The organism is Pseudomonas fluorescens (assembly GCF_019212185.1).
Lineage (GTDB): Bacteria > Pseudomonadota > Gammaproteobacteria > Pseudomonadales > Pseudomonadaceae > Aquipseudomonas.
On record NZ_CP078138.1, the window covers coordinates 1,088,086 to 1,109,368 of the forward strand.

Annotated in this window: 5 protein-coding genes and 14 pseudogenes; 8 read left to right on the forward strand and 11 right to left on the reverse strand. The window is 60.9% G+C overall.

What is annotated here, in order from left to right; genetic code table 11:
- The first annotated feature begins 32 nt into the window (after positions 1-32).
- Positions 33-290 (forward strand): hypothetical protein, encoded by a 258-nt coding sequence (locus KW062_RS04610; protein WP_105754827.1) that lies wholly within the window; start codon positions 33-35, stop codon positions 288-290.
- Between the two features lie 95 nt (positions 291-385).
- On the opposite strand, the gene KW062_RS29205 is transcribed toward KW062_RS04610, so the two are convergent.
- From KW062_RS29205 to KW062_RS04655, 11 genes and pseudogenes are all read right to left on the reverse strand, one after another.
- Positions 386-562 carry an oligopeptide/dipeptide ABC transporter ATP-binding protein gene (locus KW062_RS29205; protein ID WP_371321444.1) on the reverse strand — a complete coding sequence of 59 codons (177 nt, stop codon included), beginning with the start codon at positions 560-562 and terminating at the stop codon, positions 386-388.
- Positions 529-864 (reverse strand): ABC transporter ATP-binding protein, encoded by a 336-nt coding sequence (locus tag KW062_RS29210; RefSeq protein WP_371321445.1) that lies wholly within the window; start codon positions 862-864, stop codon positions 529-531. The genes KW062_RS29205 and KW062_RS29210 overlap by 34 nt, the downstream gene beginning before the upstream one ends.
- A gap of 15 nt (positions 865-879) precedes the next feature.
- Positions 880-1,367 (reverse strand): annotated as a pseudogene (locus KW062_RS29215) (ATP-binding cassette domain-containing protein); the annotation flags it as partial.
- Positions 1,367-2,335 (reverse strand): ABC transporter ATP-binding protein, encoded by a 969-nt coding sequence (locus tag KW062_RS04620; protein WP_218424821.1) that lies wholly within the window; start codon positions 2,333-2,335, stop codon positions 1,367-1,369. The gene KW062_RS04620 and the pseudogene KW062_RS29215, both read right to left, overlap by 1 nt.
- Before the next feature lie 10 nt (positions 2,336-2,345).
- A pseudogene (locus KW062_RS04625) lies at positions 2,346-3,258 on the reverse strand (ABC transporter permease subunit).
- Positions 3,259-3,268: 10 nt separating this feature from the next.
- Positions 3,269-4,279: pseudogene (locus KW062_RS04630) on the reverse strand (ABC transporter permease subunit).
- Positions 4,280-4,351: 72 nt separating this feature from the next.
- Positions 4,352-5,946: pseudogene (locus KW062_RS04635) on the reverse strand (ABC transporter substrate-binding protein).
- A gap of 76 nt (positions 5,947-6,022) precedes the next feature.
- Positions 6,023-7,439, reverse strand: a pseudogene (locus tag KW062_RS04640) (OprD family porin).
- Between the two features lie 168 nt (positions 7,440-7,607).
- Positions 7,608-9,214 (reverse strand): annotated as a pseudogene (locus KW062_RS04645) (ABC transporter substrate-binding protein).
- A gap of 289 nt (positions 9,215-9,503) precedes the next feature.
- Positions 9,504-11,128, reverse strand: a pseudogene (locus KW062_RS04650) (ABC transporter substrate-binding protein).
- Positions 11,129-11,485: 357 nt separating this feature from the next.
- A pseudogene (locus KW062_RS04655) lies at positions 11,486-12,201 on the reverse strand (SIMPL domain-containing protein).
- 323 nt (positions 12,202-12,524) lie between these two features.
- Here KW062_RS04655 and KW062_RS04660 point away from each other — a divergent pair.
- From KW062_RS04660 to KW062_RS04690, 7 genes and pseudogenes are all read left to right on the forward strand, one after another.
- Positions 12,525-13,791 (forward strand): annotated as a pseudogene (locus KW062_RS04660) (ATP-binding protein).
- A pseudogene (locus KW062_RS04665) lies at positions 13,784-14,343 on the forward strand (response regulator transcription factor). Before KW062_RS04660 ends, KW062_RS04665 begins: the two co-directional pseudogenes overlap by 8 nt.
- A gap of 96 nt (positions 14,344-14,439) precedes the next feature.
- Positions 14,440-16,168, forward strand: a pseudogene (locus KW062_RS04670) (ABC transporter ATP-binding protein/permease).
- A 119-nt stretch (positions 16,169-16,287) separates the two neighbouring features.
- Positions 16,288-17,040, forward strand: a pseudogene (locus KW062_RS04675) (FadR/GntR family transcriptional regulator).
- Positions 17,041-17,346: 306 nt separating this feature from the next.
- Positions 17,347-18,262 (forward strand): annotated as a pseudogene (gene kdgD / locus KW062_RS04680) (5-dehydro-4-deoxyglucarate dehydratase).
- 58 nt (positions 18,263-18,320) lie between these two features.
- Positions 18,321-19,764, forward strand: a pseudogene (locus KW062_RS04685) (aldehyde dehydrogenase family protein).
- Positions 19,765-19,913: 149 nt separating this feature from the next.
- The gene (locus KW062_RS04690) at positions 19,914-21,275 is read left to right on the forward strand and encodes an MFS transporter (protein WP_027618497.1); all 1,362 of its coding nucleotides are present in this window, start codon (positions 19,914-19,916) and stop codon (positions 21,273-21,275) included.
- The last annotated feature ends 8 nt before the right edge of the window (positions 21,276-21,283 follow it).

Consider the following 21,283-nt stretch of genomic DNA (forward strand, 5'->3'; position numbering starts at 1 on the left):
GTCAGGCACTTTACGAAAGGAAGGGAGCGGCTATGAACAGGTTGCTGCGGGTGTTGTTGATGTTGAAGGTGTTGGTGATGTTGTCGTTCGGGACGTCGATGGCCTGGGCCGAATGCACGCAGCACGATACCCAGGCGTCGAGTGGGCAGGTCGGACACAGTGGGTTGATGTTGGCCAAGTCGGAATCGGAGCCGGGGGATCAGGGGCAGGGTGGCGCGGGCAATGATGATGACTCGACCACTGATGAGCCTGATTCCGATGATCCGGATGAGGGCGATAGCCAGACGTAGGTTGCCGATAAAAGAAAACCCCGTCGCTGCCGATTGATGCGCAATCGGCAGGGACGGGGTTGATGAACGCTATGGTGTCCCCTGTAGGAGCAGTTTCAGGCAGCCCCCTCCACAAACTGCTCCGCGTAATGACACGCCACCTGCCGACTGTCCACCAGCCGCAACGCCGGCTCTTCACTGCTGCAGCGCTGCGTCGCATACGGGCACCGCTTGTGAAACGCACAACCCGGTGGCGGGTTCAGCGGGTTGGGCAGTTCGCCGACGATCTTGATTTTCGGCTTGTCCGGGTCGGGTGGATGGTGGGGGTGGCGGACAGCAGCGCCTGGGTGTAGGGGTGCAGGGGGCGGGCGTAGATGTCGTGCTTGGGGCCGATTTCCACCGGGCGGCCGAGGTACATGACCATCACGTCGTCGGCCACGTGTTGCACCACGGCGAGGTTGTGGGAGATGAACACGTAGCCGGTGTTGAATTCCTGCTGCAGGTCCATGAACAGGTTGAGCACCTGGGCCTGGATCGACACGTCGAGGGCCGAAGTCGGTTCGTCCGCCACCAGCACTTTCGGTTGCAGCATCATTGCCCGGGCGAGGGCGATCCGTTGCCGCTGGCCGCCGAGAGAACATGTGCGGGGTAGCGCTGGTAATGCTCGGGGCGCAAGCCGACCTGCTTCATCATCGCCTGGACTTTCTCGCGGCGTTCGGCGGCTGATAGTTGGGTGTTGATCAACAGCGGCTCCGCCAGTTGATCGCCGATTTTCTGCCGTGGATTGAGCGAGGCGTACGGGCTCTGGAACACCATCTGCACGTCTTTGCGCAGCTGCTTGCGCTGGGCCTTGTCGGCGCCGGCGACTTCCTGGCCGGCGATTTTCAGTGAGCCTGAGGACGGCTCTTCGATCAGCGTCAGGGCGCGGGCCAGGGTGGATTTGCCGCAGCCCGATTCGCCGACCACGGCCAACGTTTTGCCGGCCTCCAATTCGAACGACACGCCGTTCAGCGCGCGCACGGTGGCGTGGCCCTTGAACAGGCCACGGGAGACTTCGTAGTGACGGGTCAGGTCACGGGCGGTAAGGACGACGGCCATTACGCCACCTCCTGATTCAAGGGATAGAAGCAGCGGGCGAGGCTGTGGCTTTTCGGGTCGAGGGTCGGGCGCTGGGCGCGGCAGCTGTCCTGTACGTACGGGCAGCGCGGCGACAGCAGGCAGCCTTGGGGACGGTCGTAGCGGCCCGGGACGATGCCCGGCAAGGTCGCCAGGCGCGTCGAGCCGAGGCTGTGCTCGGGAATCGCCTTGAGCAGTGCCTCGCTATAAGGGTGCGCCGGGATGTCGAACAACTGCGGCACCTGGCCGACTTCCACCGCCTGGCCGGCGTACATCACGCAGACGCGCTGGGCGGTTTCGGCGACGACGGCGAGGTCGTGGGTGATCAGCACCAGGCCCATGTCCTGCTCTTTTTGCAGGGCCAGCAGCAGGTCCATGATCTGCGCCTGAATGGTCACGTCGAGGGCGGTGGTCGGTTCGTCGGCGATCAGCAGTTTCGGTTCGCCGGCAATCGCCATGGCAATCGCCACGCGCTGGCTCATGCCGCCGGACAGTTGATGCGGGTAGGCGTCCATGCGGCTGGCGGCGCCGGGGATCTCGACTTTTTCCAGCAGTTCGATGGCGCGTTTGCGCGCGGCGCGGCCGGACATTTTCAGGTGCAGGCGCAGCACTTCCTCGATCTGGAAACCGACGGTGTAGCTCGGATTCAGTGCCGTCATCGGGTCCTGGAAGACCATGGCCAGGTCCTTGCCGACGATCTTGCGGCGCTGGCGGTTGCTCAATTTGAGCATGTCCTTGCCGTCGAAGCTCAGGGCGTCGGCGGTGACGATGCCGGGGTGTTCGATCAGGCCCATCAGCGCCATCATGGTCACGGATTTGCCCGAGCCCGACTCGCCAACGATGGCTAACACTTCACCCTTGTCGACATTGAGGTCGAGGCCGTCGACCACCGGCACGGCGGTCTTGTCGCCAAAGCGCACGTTGAGATTCTTGATTGCTAACAGTGACATGGGAATCTCCTCAGGCGGCGTTCTTGAGCTTCGGATCCAGCGCATCGCGCAGGCCGTCGCCCATCAGGTTGATTGCCAGCACGCTGAGCAAAATGGTCAAACCGGGCAGGCTGACGACCCACCAGGCGCGTTCGATGTAATCGCGGGCCGAAGCCAGCATGGTGCCCCACTCAGGGGTCGGCGGTTGCACGCCCAGGCCGAGGAAGCCCAGTGCCGCAGCATCGAGGATCGCCGAGGAAAAGCTCAAGGTGGCCTGGACGATCAGCGGCGCCATGCAGTTGGGCAGCACGGTGATGAACATCAGGCGCGGCAGGCCGGCACCGGCCAGGCGTGCGGCGGTCACGTAGTCGCGGTTCAGTTCGCCCATCACCGCAGCACGGGTCAGACGCACGTAGGACGGCAACGAGACGATGGCGATGGCAATCACGGTGTTGATCAGGCCAGGGCCGAGGATCGCGACAATGGCCACGGCCAACAGCAGCGACGGCAGGGCGAGCATGATGTCCATCAGGCGCATGATGGTCGGGCCGAGCAGGCGCGGGAAGAAGCCGGCGAACAGCCCGAGGAGGATCCCGGGATCAGCGACATGACCACCGACGACAAACCGATCATCAGCGACAGACGCGAACCCTGGATCAGTCGCGACAGCAGGTCACGACCCAGTTCGTCGGTGCCCAGCAGGAACTGCATCTGCCCGCCTTCGAGCCAGGCCGGCGGGGTCAGGAGAAAGTCGCGGTACTGCTCGCTGGGGTTATGCGGCGCAACCCAGGGCGCGAAGATCGCGCAGAAGATCACCAGCAGCATGAACATCATCAGCCCGGCCACGGCGCCCTTGTTGCGGAGAAGGCGTGCCAGAATTCTTTGTATGGGGATGGGTACAGCAGGCTTTGATCGACTGCTGACACTTGAGTTGGACTAGTCATGGTCATGATCTCAGCGCTGGTGACGGATGCGTGGGTTGGCAAAGCCGTAGAGGATGTCCACCACGAAGTTGACCAGGATCACCAGGCAGGCGATCAGCAAAATACCGTTTTGCACCACCGGATAATCCCGGGCGCCGATGGCCTCGATCAGCCATTTGCCGATGCCCGGCCAGGAGAAAATGGTCTCGGTCAGCACTGCACCGGCAAGCAGCGTACCGACCTGCAGGCCGACCACCGTCAGCACCGGATCAGCGCGTTGCGCAGGCCGTGGACGAACACCACGCGCGCCGGCGAGAGGCCTTTGGCCTTGGCGGTGCGGATGTAATCTTCGCGCAGCACTTCGAGCATCGAAGAACGGGTCATCCGCGCAATCACCGCCAGCGGGATGGTGCCGAGGACGATGGCCGGCAGAATCAGGTGGTGCAGGGCGTCGAAAAACGCGTCCGGCTCGTCGGCCAGCAGGGTATCGATCAGCATGAAACCAGTGCGCGGCTCAATGTCGTAGAGCAGGTCGATCCGCCCGGACACCGGGGTCCAGCCCAGGCTCACGGAGAAGAACATGATGAGGATCAGGCCCCACCAGAAGATCGGCATCGAATAACCGGCGAGGGAAATCCCCATCACCCCATGGTCAAACAGCGACCCTCGCTTGAGCGCCGCAATCACCCCGGCCAGCAGGCCGAGGATGCTGGCGAACAACAGCGCAGCCATGGACAGCTCGAGAGTCGCCGGGAACAGCGAAGTGAACTCGGTCCACACGCTCTCGCGGGTACGCAGCGATTCACCCAGGTCGCCCTGGGCCAGTTTGCCGACGTAGTCCAGGTACTGGGCGTACAGCGGCTTGTTCAATCCAAGGCGTTCCATTGCCTGAGCGTGCATTTCGGGGTCGACACGGCGTTCGCCCATCATGACTTCCACGGGGGTCGCCGGGGATCATGCGAATCAACGCGAACGTCAGCAGGGTGATGCCGAAGAACGTGGGGATCAGCAGTCCCAGTCGGCGGGCAATAAAACTAAACATCTTCAGGTGTACCTCATCAGCCGGTTAGGCGTACCGGCCAGCCCCAGGGTGCGGGTTGGCCGGGGTTTTTTTCTACTTCACCTGGGTGGTGGCGAAGTTATTGTTGGTCAGCGGATTCATGTGATAACCGTCGACATTCTTGCGCATGGCGGTAAACATTTTCGGGTGCGCCTGGTCGATCCACACCACTTCGTCGTGGAGGATGGCCAGGGCTTTTTCATAGAGAGCAGCACGCTCGGCGGTGTCGGTGGTGGACCGAGCCTGGGTGATCAGTTCCTGAAATGGCTGGTTGCACCAGCGGCTGTAGTTTTCGCCGTTTTTGGCGGCTTCGCAACTCAGCAGCGGGGTCAGGAAGTTATCCGGATCACCGTTGTCGCCGCTCCAGCCGGCGGATACCAGGTCGTGTTCGCCTTTCTTCGCGCGCTTGAGCATTTCGGCCCATTCCATGACTCGGATGTCGATCTTGATACCGACTTTGGCCAGGTCAGCCTGGATCAACTGCGCACCCAGTTGCGGGTTCGGGTTGGTCGGCCCACCGGCGTTGCGGGTGTACAGGGTGAAGACCGTACCTGGCGGTACCCCGGCTTCCTTGAGCAGGGCGCGAGCCTTGTCGAGGTCCTGGGGCGGGTTCTGCAGTGCCGTGTTGTAGCCTAGCAGAGCCGGCGGATACGGGTTGACCGCGGCAATCGCGTTGCCTTTGCCGTACAGGGTGTCGACGTAGGTCTGCTTGTCCAGCGCCAACTCGATGGCCTGGCGCACGCGCACATCGCTCAGGTATTTGTGGCTGGTGTTGATCGCGGTGTAGCCGGTGGACATTGAGGCGATACCCACTACCTGCAGGTTCGGATCGGCCTGGATGCTCGGCACGTCATCGGGTTTCGGGTATAGCGCGACCTGGCATTCGTTGGCCTTGAGCTTTTGCAGGCGCGTGTTGTTGTCCGGGGTGATGGCGAAGATCAGTGGATCGGCCGGCGCCTTGCCACGGAAGTATTCCGGGTTGGCCTTGTAGCGGACCTGGGCATCCTTGCGTAGCGCTGGAAGATGAACGGTCCGGTGCCAATCGGTTTGCTGTTGAGGTCGGCCATTTTATTGGCCTTGAGCAACTGATCGGCGTACTCGGCCGAGTGGATCGAAGTGAAGGCCATGCCGAGGTCGAGCAGGAATGGCGCCTCGGGACGGTTCAGGGTGAACTTGACCGTCAGATCGTCGACTTTCTCGACGCTTTTCAGCAGGTTCTGAAAGTCCATGCTTTCAAAGTACGGGAAACCGACAGTGGACTGCTTGTGCCACGGGTGGTTCGGGTCCAGCTGGCGCTGGAAGCTCCAGACCACGTCGTCGGCATTCAGTGGCCGCGTCGGTTTGAAATAGTCGGTGGTGTGAAAGGTCACGCCCTGGCGCAAGTGGAAGGTGTACTGCAGGCCGTCCGGGCTGATTTCCCAGCGTTCGGCCAGCGCCGGCTGGATCTCGGCGGTGCCGGGCTTGAAGTCGACCAGACGATTGAACAGGGTTTCCGCTGCCGCGTCGGCGGTCACGGCGGTGGTGTAGAGCACCGGGTCGAAACCCTCCGGGCTGGCTTCGGTGCAGACCACCAGGGGTTTTGCCGAAGCGCCGATCGCTGTCGCCAGCAGGGTGGCGGCGAGCGCGGCGCGCAAGGGAAGCATATTCATGTAAACCCTCCGTAACCAATGAGGCAGATTAGTCGTTGAGGCCGATTCGTCGAATTGGCCTCGGTGTTGTTGCGACTTACAGGATGTTGAACGGAATGGTGGTGACCAGACGGAACTCGTTGATGCTGCCGTCAGCCTGGTTCTCGCTCGCCCGGTGCGCGGTGTAGGTGCCGCGTACGGTGGTGGCTTTCAGCGGACCGCTCTGCACCGCGTAGGTTGCACCGATGCCATATTCATAGTGGTGCTCGCCGTCCTGCGCCTGGATGCCGTCGTAGCCGGTACCGGTGTAGTGTGTACCGTCGATGCCCCAGCCGCGCGCCTGGTAGATGTTGAACTTCAGGCCCGGTACGCCGTACTCGGCCATGTTCAAGCCGTAGGCAACCTGGAAGGATTTCTCGTTCGGGCCGTTGAAGTCCGACAGCAGGGAGTTGGCCAGGTAGATGCCGTTGGTTTCGTGCAGATAGTCGAAGTACTCGTTACCGTTCACTTGCTGGTAGGAGAAGGTCAGGGTGTGTGCCTGGTGGGTCAGGCCGAACGACAGCGAGTAGGTGTCGTTGTCGATGTTGCCCAGCTTGGCTTTGCCTTCTTCCTGGGTCTTGTAGTAGTTCAGGCCGGTGGTCAGGCTCACGACCGAGCTGTCGCCCAGCACGTGGGTGGCGCCGAAGTAGTACTGGTTCCACAGGTCTTCAGCCTGGGTCGCCCAGAGGCTGGTGGTCAGGCTGGCCAGCGGCGAGTAGCTGATGCCGGCGGTGTTGACGTGATCGGCTTCGGCATTGATGTCGCCGTATTCGGAGCGAAATTTGCTCAGACTCTCTTCGGTACGCGGTGAGTTGCGATCGAAGGTGGCGAGGTCAAAGGCCAGGTTGTTCAGCTCTTCGCTGTGCAGCGCCACGCCCTGGAAGCTCGAGGGCAGGGCACGGTTGCCGATCACGTCGACCTGCGGGCTGCTGAAGTTCATGCGGCCGGCGGTCAGGGTGGTGTTGGACATGCGTGCCTTGACGTTGGCCAGGCCCAGCTTGCTCCACTGGCCCTGGGCGTCGCCGCCTTCCTTGGTCAGGGTGCGGTTGTTGCCCGCGCCTGGACGAGTGCCCGGTGCGCCGCCGTTGTTCGAGGCGAGGTTTTCCCGATCACGTTCCAGGGCGATGGCGTTGTACGCCGCCAGCTCGGTGCTGAAGCCCACGGTGCCTTCGGTGAAACCGGAGTTGTATTTGATGATGGTGCCCTGGACCCAGTTGATACGACGATCAGTCGGGGTCGAAAACACCATCTTTCTTGTAGGCGAACTTGCCGCCGCGCTTCAGTTGTTCGTTGGCGTACCAGTTACGGGTACTGCCGTCGATCTTCTGGCCTTCGACGAAGCCGGTGGCCTCGGATTGGGCGTTGCCGGTGTTCACAGTCACCGGGTTGAACGCCTGGCTTTGTGGTTCGGCGTAAGCGGTGGCGGTGATGCTGCTGATGGCCAGGGCCAGCAGTGCGGTGTTGCTCAGTTTCATCAGTGAAGCTCCTTACTTTCTTTTTATAAACACCGGTCTTTGTGGTTGATCCGGTTAGGTGGTTAACGCATACAAGGCATCGCAAACGTTTGCATGAGGGCAGATCGCCGATTTCAGGCAGCAGTGTGGCGTGAGGGCGAATTTCGCCCCCAGGTTTGGTTAATGGGTTTATTGGTCTATACCGACACCGGAGAACACGTTGCGGCCGAAGGGACTGACCTTGAAGCCTTCGACTTTGGCGCTCAAGGGCTGGTTGACCGTCGAGTGGGCAACCGGGGTGATCGGCACTTGCTGCTTGAGCAACTGCTGGGCCTGTTTGTAGAGCACCGTGCGCTGGTCACGGTCGGTGACGATCTTGGCTTGCTTGATCAGCTTGTCGTACTGGGGGTCGCACCACATGGAGTAGTTGTTGCCGCCAATCGCGTCGCAGCTGTACAAGGTGCCCAGCCAGTTGTCCGGGTCACCGTTATCGCCGGTCCAGCCGATCAGGCTGATGTCATGCTCGCCGTTCTTGGTGCGCTTGATGTACTCGCCCCATTCGTAGCTGACGATCTTCACTTTCAGGCCGATTTTTGCCCAGTCGGCCTGGAGCATTTCCGCCATCAGTTTGGCGTTGGGGTTGTACGGACGCTGCACCGGCATGGCCCACAGGGTGATCTCGGTGCCTTCCTTGACACCGGCAGCGCGGAGCATTTCCTTGGCTTTTTCCGGGTTGAAGGCGGCGTCCTTGATGGTCTCGTCGTAGGACCACTGGGTTGGCGGCATGGCGTTGACCGCCAACTGGCCGGCGCCCTGGTACACGGCATTGAGGATGCCTTGCTTGTTCACCGCCATGTCCAGCGCCTGGCGCACTTCGAGCTGGTCGAACGGCTTGTGGCGCACGTTGTAGGCGATGTAGCCGAGGTTGAAGCCGGGTTTTTTCGATCAGTTGCAGTTTCGGGTCTTTCTTCAGTGCCTCGACGTCCGCCGGGCGCGGATGCAGAGTGACCTGGCATTCACCGGCCTTGAGTTTCTGCACGCGCACCGAGGCGTCGGTGTTGATCGCAAAAATCAGCTGGTCGAGCTTGACCCGGCTTGGGTCCCAGTACTGTTTGTTGCCCGCGTAGCGGATCTGCGAATCTTTCTGGTAGCGCTGGAACACGAACGGCCCGGTACCGACCGGCTTCTGGTTGATTTCGCTGGGTTTGCCGGCGGCGAGCAACTGGTCGGCGTATTCGGCAGATAGGATCGAGGCGAAACTCATGGCGATGTTCTGGATGAACGCGGCGTCTACCGTATTCAGGGTCATGACCACCGTCAGCGGCCCGGTCTTCTCGACCTTGGCGATGTTCTTGTTCAGGCTCATCCCGTTGAAGTAGGGGAACTCGGTGGGGTAAGCCTTGCGGAAGGGGTGCTCGGCATCGAGCATGCGGTTGAAGGTGAAGAGCACGTCGTCGGCATTGAAGTCGCGGCTCGGTGTGAAGTACTTGGTTGGTGGTGTGAAACTTCACCCCTTCGCGCAGGTGGAAGGTGTAGGTCAGGCCATCCTCGGATATATCCCAGTCGGTCGCCAGGCCCGGCACCACGGTGGTCGCGCCTTTTTCGAACTCGACCAGGCGGTTGTACAGCGGCTCGGCGGCATCGTTGTCGGTCGCGGTGGTGTATTGCGCGGTGTCGAAACCGGCCGGGCTGCCCTCGGAGCAGAACACCAGGCTGTTGCTTGCAGCGTGACTGATGGATGTGGCGGCCAACAGGCCGGTGCCCAACAGGGCGGATAAAACCAGTTGATGGCGCATGACGCTCCCTCTCTTATTCGATGTAAACCCTTGTCCCGTCCGGGGGACGTGCGGGTACAGATCCATGGATTCAGCAAAACCGGCTCCAATACGATACGACCGGTCGTCGACGGTAGTCAGTCGAGGCTCGGGTAGTAAAGTAAATGCGTAAGGTCCGAAAGACAGGTAAGAAAAGTCGACGCGTCGTAGCCCTGCGAAGTAGTTCGCAATGCTATGGATGTGTAGGCAAAGTCCGCTGTCTGGGCAGGTTGCGCCGTGGCGACGTCATTGACGTCGCCACGGCTGACCCTTACTTGCTGACGCTGACGCCGTAGAAGGAGTTCAAGCCAAACGGGCTGATCTTGAAGTCCTGCACGGTGTTGCGCATGGGTTGATACACCGTCGAGTGCGCGATAGGTGTCATCGGGACTGCATCTTTGAGGAGGTGTTGCGCCTGCTTGTACAGCTCGGTGCGTTTGGCAACGTCGGTGGTCGCCTTGGCTTCCTTGATGATGGTGTCGTACGGCTTGTCACACCATTTCGAGAAGTTGTTACCGCTCAGGGAGTCGCAGCCGAACAGCACGTTCAGCCAGTTGTCCGGTCACCATTGTCACCGCTCCAGCCAATGATCATGGCCTGGTTCTCGCCACCTTTGGAACGCTTGATGTACTCGCCCCACTCGTAGCTGACGATGTTGACCTTGAGGCCGATCTTCGCCCAGTCCGACTGCAGCATTTCAGCCATCAGCTTGGCGTTCGGGTTGTACGGACGCTGGACCGGCATGGCCCACAGGGTGATTTCGGTGCCCGGCTTGATGTCGGCCTTTTTCAGCAGTTCCTTGGCCTTTTCCGGATCGTACTTGGCGTCCTTGATGGTGTCGTCATAGGACCACTGGGTCGGCGGCATGGCGTTGACCGCCAACTGGCCGGCGCCTTGGTAAACCGAGTCGATGATCTGCTGTTTGTTCACCGCCATGTCCAGCGCCTGGCGAACTTCGAGCTTGGCCAGCGGGTTGGCGTCGGTGCGGCCCTTGAGCACCGGCATCACGTTGTAGGCGATGTAGCCGAGGTTGAAGCCGGCCTGGTGCGGCAGTTGCAGGTTCTTGTCTTCGCCCAGGGCCTTGAGGTCGGCCGGACGCGCGGGAACAGGGTGACCTGGCACTCGTTTTTCTTCAGCTTCTGGATACGCACCGACGGGTCGGTGGTGATGGCAAAGATCAGGTTGTCGATCTTCACGTCTTCAGGCTTCCAGTAGTCCTTGTTGCCGGTGTAGCGGATGTTGGAGTCTTTCTGGTAACTCTTGAACACGAATGGACCAGTGCCGACCGGCTTCTGGTTGATGTCGCCGGGCTTGCCTTCCTTCAACAGTTGCGCGGCGTATTCGGCGGACTGGATCGAGGCGAAACTCATGGCCATGTTCTGGATGAATGCGGCGTCGACAGTGCCCAGGGTGAACTTGACGGTCTTATCGTCGATTTTTTCGATGTTCTTGATGTTGGTGTCCATCCCCATGTCCGTGAAGTACGGGAACTCGGTGGTAGGCTTTGCGGAACGGCATGTCCTTGTCGATCATGCGGTTGAAAGTAAACAGCACGTCGTCGGCGTTGAATTCACGGGTCGGCTTGAAATACGGTGTGGTATGGAACTTGACCCCTTCGCGCAGGTGGAAGGTGTAGGTCAGGCCATCCGGGGACACGTCCCAGCTGGTCGCCAGGCCAGGCACCACGGCGGTGCCGCCACGTTCGAACTGGCTCAGGCGGTTGAACATGGTTTCTGCCGAGGCGTCGAAGTCGGTTCCGGTGGTGTACTGGCCTGGGTCAAAACCGGCCGGGCTCCCTTCGGAGCAGAACACCAGGTTAGTCGCAGCGGAGGCGAAGGGTGCGCTAGCTAGCAAGCTGGCGCCGACTAAAAACGGAATGACCGCGTGTTTGAGCATGGTGGCCTCATGATTTGTTGTCATTTTTGGAATTAGAGGACGACCTCGTGAGTCGACCTGCGGATACTTATGCAGGGGCTATACCCAATGCAAGATGCCGAGCGGCTACAAGGATTAAACAGTGGTACGAACGTACCTTAATGTCGCATATGTATAAACTTTGCCGCATTTGACCGTTTGCGCAGGGTTTTTTTTCAGTGCAATGGTCGCACCAATATGGTGCCTGGGCGGTAGCGATCGCCCCCTGTTGGGGCGGCGGTGTTACCGAACTATACGTACAGCCTAGACGGCTTTTTCGTGTTGGCGAGAGGGAAAACAAACCCGCAGGAGGCCCTGCAGGTTTTGTCGCGCGAGGGGTTACGGCATCAGTACTTCAATCGAGCCATCGGCGGTCATGCTCACCTGGCTGGTGCCGGCTTCGACATCCGGGGTGACGGTGCTGAATCCATGGCGGCGGCCTTCATCATCATCGGCGCGCGCATGTAGGGCTGTGGATAACCGTTGGTGTTGAGGTTCAGGTTGACGATCTTGTAACCCTTGCCGCCCAGGGCTTCGGTGGTCAACTGGGCGCGAGCCTTGAACGCGTTCACCGCCTGCTTGAGCAGGGCATCTTCGCTGGCCTTGCGGGTCGGGTCGGCAATGGCGAAGTCCATGCCGGCCATTTTCAGTCCGGTGAGCAATTCGCCGGTGAGCTTGGACAGCGCGGCGAAGTCCGAGCTTTCCAGGCGCAGTTCGGCGCGCTCACGCCAGCCGGTGATTTTCTGGCCCTTGTCGTCGTAGATCGGGTAGCTGTTGCGGCTGCCCTGGCGCAGGGTCACGTCCTTGACCTGGCGGGCCTGGCCGAGGGCCTTGTTCATGGTGGTGCTGATGTCGGCGGCGAGCTTGGCCGGATCGGTGTTCTGCTCTTCGGTGTAGAGCGTCACGATCATCAGGTCGCGGGCCACTTCCTGGCTGACTTCGGCGCGCAGGGAAATCTGGTTGTAGTGCAGTTCGTCCGCGGCCAGGGTCGGGAGGCTGGCCACGGTGCCGGCGCTGAGGGCGAGAAGGGCGACGCTGCGGCGAAAAGTGTGCATGAAAGCTCCTTGGATAATGCGCAGGGATAATGATCCGAACCTGCGTTGACCCATCAGACTCTAGCTTTTAATGTCCGGTTCACCCAGTTACAACTTCTATACAGATCTGAATGTGGCAGCGGAAAAAACCTCGTAGGAGCGAGCTTGCTCGCGAAAAGCGTAAACGATAACGCGGTCCTTCTGAACAAACGTGGCGCTCTCAAGTTTTTCGCGAGCGGGCTCGCTCTTACAGACCTGTGGCGCTTTGCCGCACTTTTGCCTGTCGGCGCCCCTGCTTGGTTATACTCGACGCGATCCGCCTGGAGCGCTCATCAGGAGAGCTCATGCTCGCCCCCGTACAACTACTATCCGCAACGCGCCAGAACCTCTGGCGTCTGACTTTCATCCGCACCCTGGTGCTGGCCGCCCAGGCCGGTTCGGTCGGGCTCGCCTATTGGTTCGATCTGCTGCCGCTGCCCTGGCTGGAGCTGGCGGCGACCCTCGGTTGTTCGATGCTGCTGTGTGCGCGTTCACCGCCATCCGCTTGCGCACCTCCTGGCCAGTGACTGAGCTGGAGTACGCCGTGCAGCTGGCCTGCGACTGTTTATCCACAGTGCGCTGCTGTACTTCTCGGGCGGCTCGACCAACCCGTTCGTTTCCTATTACCTGGTGCCGCTAACCATCGCCGCGGTGACCTTGCCCTGGCGTTATTCGGTGATCCTCTCGGGCATCGCCCTGACCATGTACACCTTGCTCCTGGCGCAGTTCTATCCGCTGGAAACCTTCCCGATGTACCGGGAAAAAATGCAGATCTACGGAATGTGGCTGAGCTTCGCCCTGGCGGCGGCGGTGATCACCTTCTTTGCCGCGCGCATGGCCGAAGAGTTGCGACGCCAGGAAGAGCTGCGCGCGATCCGCCGTGAAGAGGGCCTGCGCGACCAGCAACTGCTGGCCGTGGCGACCCAGGCGGCCGGTGCCGCCGCCCATGAATTGGGCACACCGCTGGCGACTATGAGCGTGCTGCTCAACGAGATGCAGCAGGATCATCAGGATCCCTTGCTGCGCGAGGACCTGGGCGTGCTGCAGGACCAGGTCAAGCTGTGCAAACAGACCTTGCAGCAACTGGTGCGCGCCGCCGAGGCCAATCGCCGGCTGGCGGTGGAGATCCAGGACGTGAGTGTCTGGCTCAAGGAGGCGCTGGATCGCTGGCATCTGATGCGCCCGGAGGCGACCTACCGCCTGCTGCACATGGGCATGGGCGAGGAACCGCGCCTGGCGCCACCTCCGGATCTGACCCAGGCGCTGCTGAACCTGTTGAACAACGCCGCCGATGCCTGCCCCGAAGGGCTGGAAGTGACGCTCGACTGGGACGCCCTCGAGCTGACCATCAGCATCGCGCGACCACGGTGCCGGCGTGCCATTGGCGATTGCCGAGCAAATCGGCAAGCCATTTTTTACCACCAAGTAAAGGTTTCGGCCTCGGCCTGTTTTTGAGCAAAGCCAGCGTGACACGCGCCGGTGCTCTCAGTGAAACTCTATAGTCATGAGGAAGGCGGTACGCTCACCGAGCTGCGCCTGCCCCGTTCCGCACGAGGAGACGAACATGAGTGAAGAGATCCAAGTCGAAGGCGAAGACCTGCCGCATCTGTTGCTGGTAGACGACGACGCCACATTTACCGGGTCATGGCTCGCGCCATGAGCCGTCGCGGTTTTCGCGTGAGCACCGCCGGCTCGGCCGAGGAAGGCCTGGTCATCGCCCAGCAGGACCTGCCGGACTACGCCGCGCTCGACCTGAAGATGGACGGCGATTCCGGGCTGGTGCTATTGCCCAAGCTGCTGGAACTCGACCCGGAAATGCGCGTGCTGATTCTCACCGGCTATTCGAGCATTGCCACCGCCGTCGAGGCGATCAAGCGCGGCGCCTGCAATTACCTGTGCAAACCAGCCGACGCCGACGACGTGCTGGCCGCCTTGCTCTCCGAGCATGCCGACCTCGACACCCTGGTGCCGGAAAACCCGATGTCGGTGGACCGCCTGCAATGGGAGCACATCCAGCGCGTCCTCACCGAGCATGAAGGCAATATCTCCGCCACTGCCCGGGCCCTGGGCATGCACCGCCGCACCTTGCAGCGCAAGTTGCAGAAGCGCCCCGTGCGCCGCTGAACCTGCGCTGAACGAAATTTGCCGGCCTTCGCGACAAACCGAACCGATCATCTATGATCGGTTCGTACATCCTGTATTTTCTACCGAGCCTGAACCATGAATCAGAACGCTGAATATTCCGCGGTCAACGATGCGGTGCGCGGTGATTTTTTCCGCCGTGTCTGGCAGATGATCACGCCGTACTGGCGCAGTGAAGAAAAGGGCAAGGCCTGGGTGCTGTTGATTGCGGTGATCGGCCTGTCGCTGTTCAGCGTAGCGATTTCGGTGTGGATCAACAGTTGGTACAGGACTTCTACAACGCCCTGCAGAAGAAAGACGACGCGGCGTTCTGGAGCCTGATCCTGTATTTCTGCGGGATCGCTGCGGTGGCGATCCTCGGCGCGGTCTACCGCCTGTACCTGACGCAGATGCTGACCATCCGCTGGCGGGCCTGGCTCACCGAAAAGCACTTCAGCCGTTGGCTGGCGCACAAGAACTACTACCAACTGGAGCAGGGCGGCTACACCGACAACCCGGACCAGCGGATCTCCGAAGACCTCAACAACTTCACCAGCAACACCCTGAGCCTGGGCCTCGGGCTGATCCGCACCGTGGTCAGTCTGGTGTCGTTCTCGATCATTCTGTGGGGCGTGTCCGGCAGCATTGAAGTGTTCGGCTACACCATCCCCGGCTATATGTTCTGGTGCGCCCTGGTCTATGCCCTGGTGGGCAGCTGGATCACCCACTTGATCGGCCGCCGGCTGATCGGCCTGAACAACCAACAACAACGCTTTGAAGCCGACCTGCGTTTCTCCATGGTTCGCGTGCGCGAGAATGCCGAGAGCATCGCCCTGTACAACGGCGAGGCCAATGAAAACCAGCGTCTGAGCACCCGTTTCGGCAGGGTCTGGCACAACTTCTGGGACATCATGAAAGTGTCCAAGCGCCTGACCTTCTTCACTGCCGGTTACGGCCAGATCGCGATCATCTTCCCGTTCATCGTTGCCGCGCCGCGCTACTTTGCCGGCAAAATCGAGCTCGGTGAGCTGATGCAAATCAACTCGGCCTTCGGCAACGTCCAGGAGAACTTCAGTTGGTTCATCAGCGCTTACGCCGACCTCGCGTCCTGGCGCGCCACCTGTGACCGACTGCTGAGTTTCCGCCAGGCTATGAGCGAAAACGAAGAGCGCGCGCGCCGGCCATCGATGTGCAGCAGCAAGGACATGAACTGAAAGTGCAGCACGTTGGCCTCGATCTGGCGGACGGCCGGCATCTGTTGACCAGCGCCGACATGACCGTGGAGCAGGGCGACCGGCTGATGCTCAGCGGCCGCTCCGGCAGTGGCAAAAGCACCTTGCTGCGGGCCATGGGTGGCTTGTGGCCGGCCGGGCATGGGGCGATTCGCCTGCCCAGCGCGCGCTATCTGTTCCTGCCGCAAAAGCCTTATTTGCCGATCGGTACCCTGCGCGAGGCCCTGAGTTATCCACAAGCGGGTGATACCTATGCCGCCGAGCGCTATGAGCAGGTGCTGGAAACCTGCCGACTGCCGCACCTGATCCCCCGCCTGGACGAAGCCAACCACTGGCAGCGTCTGCTGTCGCCCGGTGAACAGCAACGTCTGGCCTTCGCTCGCGCCCTGTTGTACGCGCCGCAATGGCTGTACATGGATGAAGCCACGTCGGCGATGGATGAGGAGGACGAAGCCAGCCTGTACCAGGCGCTGATCGATCAACTGCCGGGCTTGAGCATCGTCAGTGTCGGCCACCGCAGCAGCCTCAAGCGCTTCCACCCACGGCATGTGCGGATCGAAAACGGCCATTTGCAGGAACAGGCCGTGATCGCCTGAACCGGCGATTGACCTGCAATGCACGCATAAAAAACGCGGACATTGCAGGTCAGCAGTGATCGTACAACTGCGCTGCGCTATGATGTGTCAATCACTGCTCGCCTGAGACCGATGTTGCCATGGAAAACCCGATCGACACCCCCCGTCTGCCCCGCAAGCGCCGCAGCCTCGCGCAGGAGCTGGTGACGGTGCTGACCGAGCAGATCCGCGATGGGTTGCTCCAGCGTGGCGACAAACTGCCCACCGAGTCAGCGATCATGGAAGCCCATGGCGTCAGTCGCACGGTGGTGCGTGAAGCGATCTCGCGCTTACAGGCGGCGGGCCAGGTGGAAACCCGTCATGGCATCGGCACCTTCGTCCTCGACACCCCGAGCCCGAGCGGATTTCGCATCGATCCGGCCACCGTGGTGACCCTGCGCGATGTGTGCTGGCGGTTCTTGAACTGCGCATCAGCCTTGAAGTGGAGTCCGCTGGCCTGGCCGCGCAACGCCGCAGCCCCGAGCAACTGGCACTGATGCGCGCAGCCCTGGATGCGCTGAACGAAAGTGCGGGCCCATGCCAGCGACGCGGTGGCCTCGGACTTCCAGTTCCACCTGCAGATTGCCCTGGCCACCGGCAACCGCTATTTCACTGACATCATGACCCACCTGGGCACCAGCATTATCCCGCGCACTCGCCTCAACTCGGCGCGCCTGGCCCATGATGACCACCAGCACTACATGAGCCGCCTGGCCCGTGAGCACGATGAAATCTACGACGCCATCGCCCGCCAGGACTCCGACGCCGCCCGTGCCGCCATGCGCCTGCATCTGACCAACAGCCGCGAACGCCTGCGCCACGCCCATGAAGAAGCCCAGGCGCAGCACGGCTAAGCGCCTTTTCCGGCCCATCGTTGCGCATTGATCAGCAGTCGAGCCCTCGACTGCTGAGTGTCGGACATCTCATGACTCTCTCGATGATCACGTCCTGTGGTGCATGAAATCGAATTTCCAATTCGATTTATTTATTCTTTTAAAATCAATTAGATATCTAAAATTTAGGCGCGTGATCGGGAGAAATATCCCGACGGCGGATGAAATGCAGTTGACGGTTGTATTTTTAAGTTGTACGATGACATACAACTTCAGCCAAGGCTGAGCGGCTTTTCATCACAACGTGCAACCCAGGGTGTTCGAATAATGAATCCACAAGAACTGAAGTCCATCCTCTCTTCCGGTCTGCTGTCCTTCCCGGTCACCGACTTCAATGCGCAAGGCGATTTCAACCGCGACGGCTACATCAAGCGTCTGGAATGGCTGGCGCCGTACGGTGCATCGCGCGCTGTTCGCCGCCGGTGGTACGGGCGAGTTTTTCTCCCTGGCCGCCAGCGAGTACTCGCAGATCATCAAGACCGCCGTCGTCGACACTTGCGCCACCAGCGTGCCGATCCTCGCCGGTGTCGGTGGTTCGACCCGCCAGGCCATCGAATACGCACAAGAAGCCGAGCGCCTGGGCGCCAAGGGCCTGTTGCTGCTGCCGCACTACCTGACCGAAGCCAGCCAGGACGGGGTTGCCGCCCACGTTGAAGCCGTGTGCAAATCGGTAAAAATCGGCGTAGTGGTCTACAACCGCAACGTCTGCCGCCTGACCGCACCATTGTTGGAACGCCTGGCCGAACGCTGCCCGAACCTGATCGGTTACAAGGACGGCCTGGGTGACATCGAGTTGATGGTGTCGATCCGTCGCCGCCTCGGTGATCGCTTCAGCTACCTCGGCGGCTTGCCAACCGCAGAAGTCTACGCCGCGGCCTACAAGGCCCTGGGTGTGCCGGTTTACTCCTCGGCGGTGTTCAACTTCATTCCGAAAACCGCGATGGACTTCTACCACGCTATTGCCCGCGAAGATCACGCCACCGTTGGCAAGATCATCGACGACTTCTTCCTGCCGTACCTGGACATCCGTAACCGCAAGGCAGGTTATGCCGTGAGCATCGTCAAGGCCGGGGCAAAAATCTCCGGCTACGACGCAGGTCCGGTACGTGCGCCGCTGACCGATCTGCTGCCTGAAGAATACGAAGCACTGGCCGCCTTGATCGACAAGCAAGGTGCGCAGTAACAACTTGATCAAACAAGGCCGCTGAGCAATCAGCGGCCTTTTGCGTAAGGAGACTGCCGTGGCAGACGTAAAGCGATTCGACAACTACATTGGCGGCCAATGGGTAGCCGGTGCCGACTACTCGACCAACATCAACCCATCGGAGTTGTCCGATGTGATTGGCGAGTACGCCAAGGCTGACCTGGCTCAGGTCAACGCGGCCATTGATGCGGCTCGCGCAGCCTTTCCCGCCTGGTCGACCTCGGGTATCCAGGCGCGCAGCGACGCGCTGGACAAGATTGGCAGCGAAATCCTCGCCCGTCGTGAAGAACTCGGCACCCTGCTGGCCCGGGAGGAGGGCAAGACCCTGCCCGAAGCGATTGGCGAAGTGTCGCGTGCCGGCAACATATTCAAGTTTTTCGCCGGTGAGTGCCTGCGTCTGTCCGGCGACTACCTGCCGTCGGTGCGTCCGGGGGTGAACGTCGAAGTCACTCGCGAAGCCCTGGGCGTGGTCGGCCTGATCACCCCGTGGAACTTCCCGATTGCCATTCCTGCCTGGAAGATCGCCCCGGCCCTGGCCTACGGTAACTGCGTGGTACTGAAGCCGGCTGACCTGGTACCGGGCTGTGCCTGGGCCCTGGCGGAAATCATCTCCCGAGCCGGCTTCCCGGCGGGCGTGTTCAACCTGGTAATGGGCAGCGGCCGGGTGGTTGGCGAGGCGCTGGTCAACAGCCCGAAAGTCGACGGCATCAGCTTCACCGGTTCGGTGGGCGTCGGCCGGCAGATCGCGGTCAATTGCGTGTCGCGCCAGGCCAAGGTGCAGTTGGAGATGGGCGGCAAGAATCCGCAGATCATTCTCGATGACGCCGACATCAAGCAGGCGGTCGAGCTCTCGGTGCAAAGCGCGTTTTATTCCACCGGCCAGCGCTGCACCGCGTCGAGCCGGTTGATCGTCACTGCCGGGATTCACGATCAATTCGTCGAGGCCATGGCCGAGCGAATGAAGTCGATCAAGGTCGGCCATGCGCTGAAATCCGGTATCGACATCGGTCCGGTGGTGTCCCAGTCCCAGCTTGAGCAAGACCTGAAGTACATCGACATCGGCCAGTCCGAAGGTGCGCGTCTGGTCAGCGGCGGTGGCCTGGTGACCTGCGACACCGAGGGCTACTTCCTCGCGCCAACGCTGTTTGCCGACAGCGAAGCCGCGATGCGCATCAGCCGCGAAGAGATTTTCGGCCCGGTGGCCAACATCGTTCGGGTTGCCGATTACGAGGCGGCGCTGGAAATGGCCAACGACACCGAGTTCGGCCTGTCGGCGGGCATCGCCACCACGTCGTTGAAATACGCCAACCACTTCAAACGCCATTCCCAGGCCGGGATGGTGATGGTCAACCTGCCGACCGCCGGCGTGGATTACCACGTTCCGTTCGGTGGGCGAAAAGGTTCATCCTATGGATCTCGTGAGCAAGGTCGCTATGCACAAGTTTTACACGGTCGTAAAAACTTCCTACATCGGATCGTAATTCACGCAATACCTGTGGGAGCTGGCTTGCCAGCGATAGCATTATCCCGGGGTGACTGACACCCCGAGTCGCCTGGATCGCTGGCAAGCCAGCTCCCACAAAAACAAGATTTACCCGCGCATAAAAATAATCAGTGGGAGTACTTTTACATGCAAGCGACCAAGCCGACCCACGTCCGCTATTTGATCCTGCTCATGCTGTTCCTGGTGACCACGATCAACTACGCCGACCGTGCCACTATCGCAATCGCAGGCTCCAGCCTGCAAAAAGACCTCGGCATCGACGCGGTCACCCTCGGCTATATCTTCTCTGCCTTCGGATGGGCCTACGTCGCCGGACAAATTCCCGGAGGCTGGCTGCTGGACCGTTTCGGCTCGAAAAAAGTCTACGCCCTGAGTATTTTCACCTGGTCCCTGTTCACCGTGCTGCAAGGCTTTGTCGGTGAATTCGGCATGTCCACTGCGGTAGTCGCACTGTTCATGCTGCGCTTCCTGGTCGGCCTGGCCGAGGCGCCATCCTTCCCCGGCAATGCGCGTATCGTCGCCGCCTGGTTCCCTACCGCTGAACGCGGCACCGCCTCGGCGATCTTCAACTCGGCGCAATACTTTGCCACCGTGTTGTTCGCCCCGCTGATGGGCTGGATCGTCTATTCCTTCGGCTGGGAACATGTGTTCATCGTCATGGGTATCCTCGGCATTATCTTCTCGCTGGTCTGGCTGAAAGTGATCTACAGCCCGCGTGAACACCCGCGGATCAACGACGCCGAGTTCAAGCACATCGCCGACAACGGCGGCATGGTCGACATGGATCAGAAGGGTAAGAAGTCCGACGGTCCAAAATGGGATTACATCCGCCAGTTGCTGACCAACCGCATGATGCTCGGCGTGTACCTGGGCCAGTACTGCATCAATGGCATCACCTACTTCTTCCTGACCTGGTTCCCGGTATACCTGGTGCAGGAGCGCGGCATGACCATCCTCAAGGCTGGCTTCATCGCCTCGTTGCCAGCGATCTGCGGCTTTATCGGCGGCGTGTTGGGCGGGGTAATTTCCGACTACTTGCTGCGCAAGGGGCACTCCCTGACCTTCGCCCGTAAGGCGCCGATCATCGCCGGCCTGCTGGTGTCCAGCAGCATCGTGGCTTGCAACTATGTCGAAGTGGAATGGATGGTGGTCGGCTTCATGGCCCTGGCCTTCTTCGGCAAAGGCGTTGGCGCACTGGGTTGGGCGGTGGTTTCCGACACCTCGCCGAAACAGATCGCCGGGCTCAGCGGTGGTTTGTTCAACACCTTCGGTAACATTGCCTCGATCACCACGCCTATTGTCATCGGCTACATCATCAGCTCCACCGGTTCGTTCAAGTGGGCCCTGGTGTTTGTTGGCGCCAACGCCCTGGTCGCGGTATTCAGTTACCTGGTGATCGTCGGCCCGATCAAGCGGGTGGTGCTCAAAGAGCCACCAACCAACGGCGGTTCCGAAGCCGCTGGCAAATTGTCTCAAGCGCATTCCTGAGGAGCGGC

What these genes read in the sequence shown, in the direction of transcription:
- KW062_RS04610 (WP_105754827.1), top strand. Translation starts at nt 33, where the DNA reads ATGAACAGGTTGCTGCGGGTGTTGTTGATGTTGAAGGTGTTGGTGATG.
- KW062_RS29210 (WP_371321445.1), bottom strand. Translation starts at nt 864, where the DNA reads ATGATGCTGCAACCGAAAGTGCTGGTGGCGGACGAACCGACTTCGGCC.
- KW062_RS04620 (WP_218424821.1), bottom strand. Translation starts at nt 2,335, where the DNA reads ATGTCACTGTTAGCAATCAAGAATCTCAACGTGCGCTTTGGCGACAAG.
- KW062_RS04690 (WP_027618497.1), top strand. Translation starts at nt 19,914, where the DNA reads ATGCAAGCGACCAAGCCGACCCACGTCCGCTATTTGATCCTGCTCATG.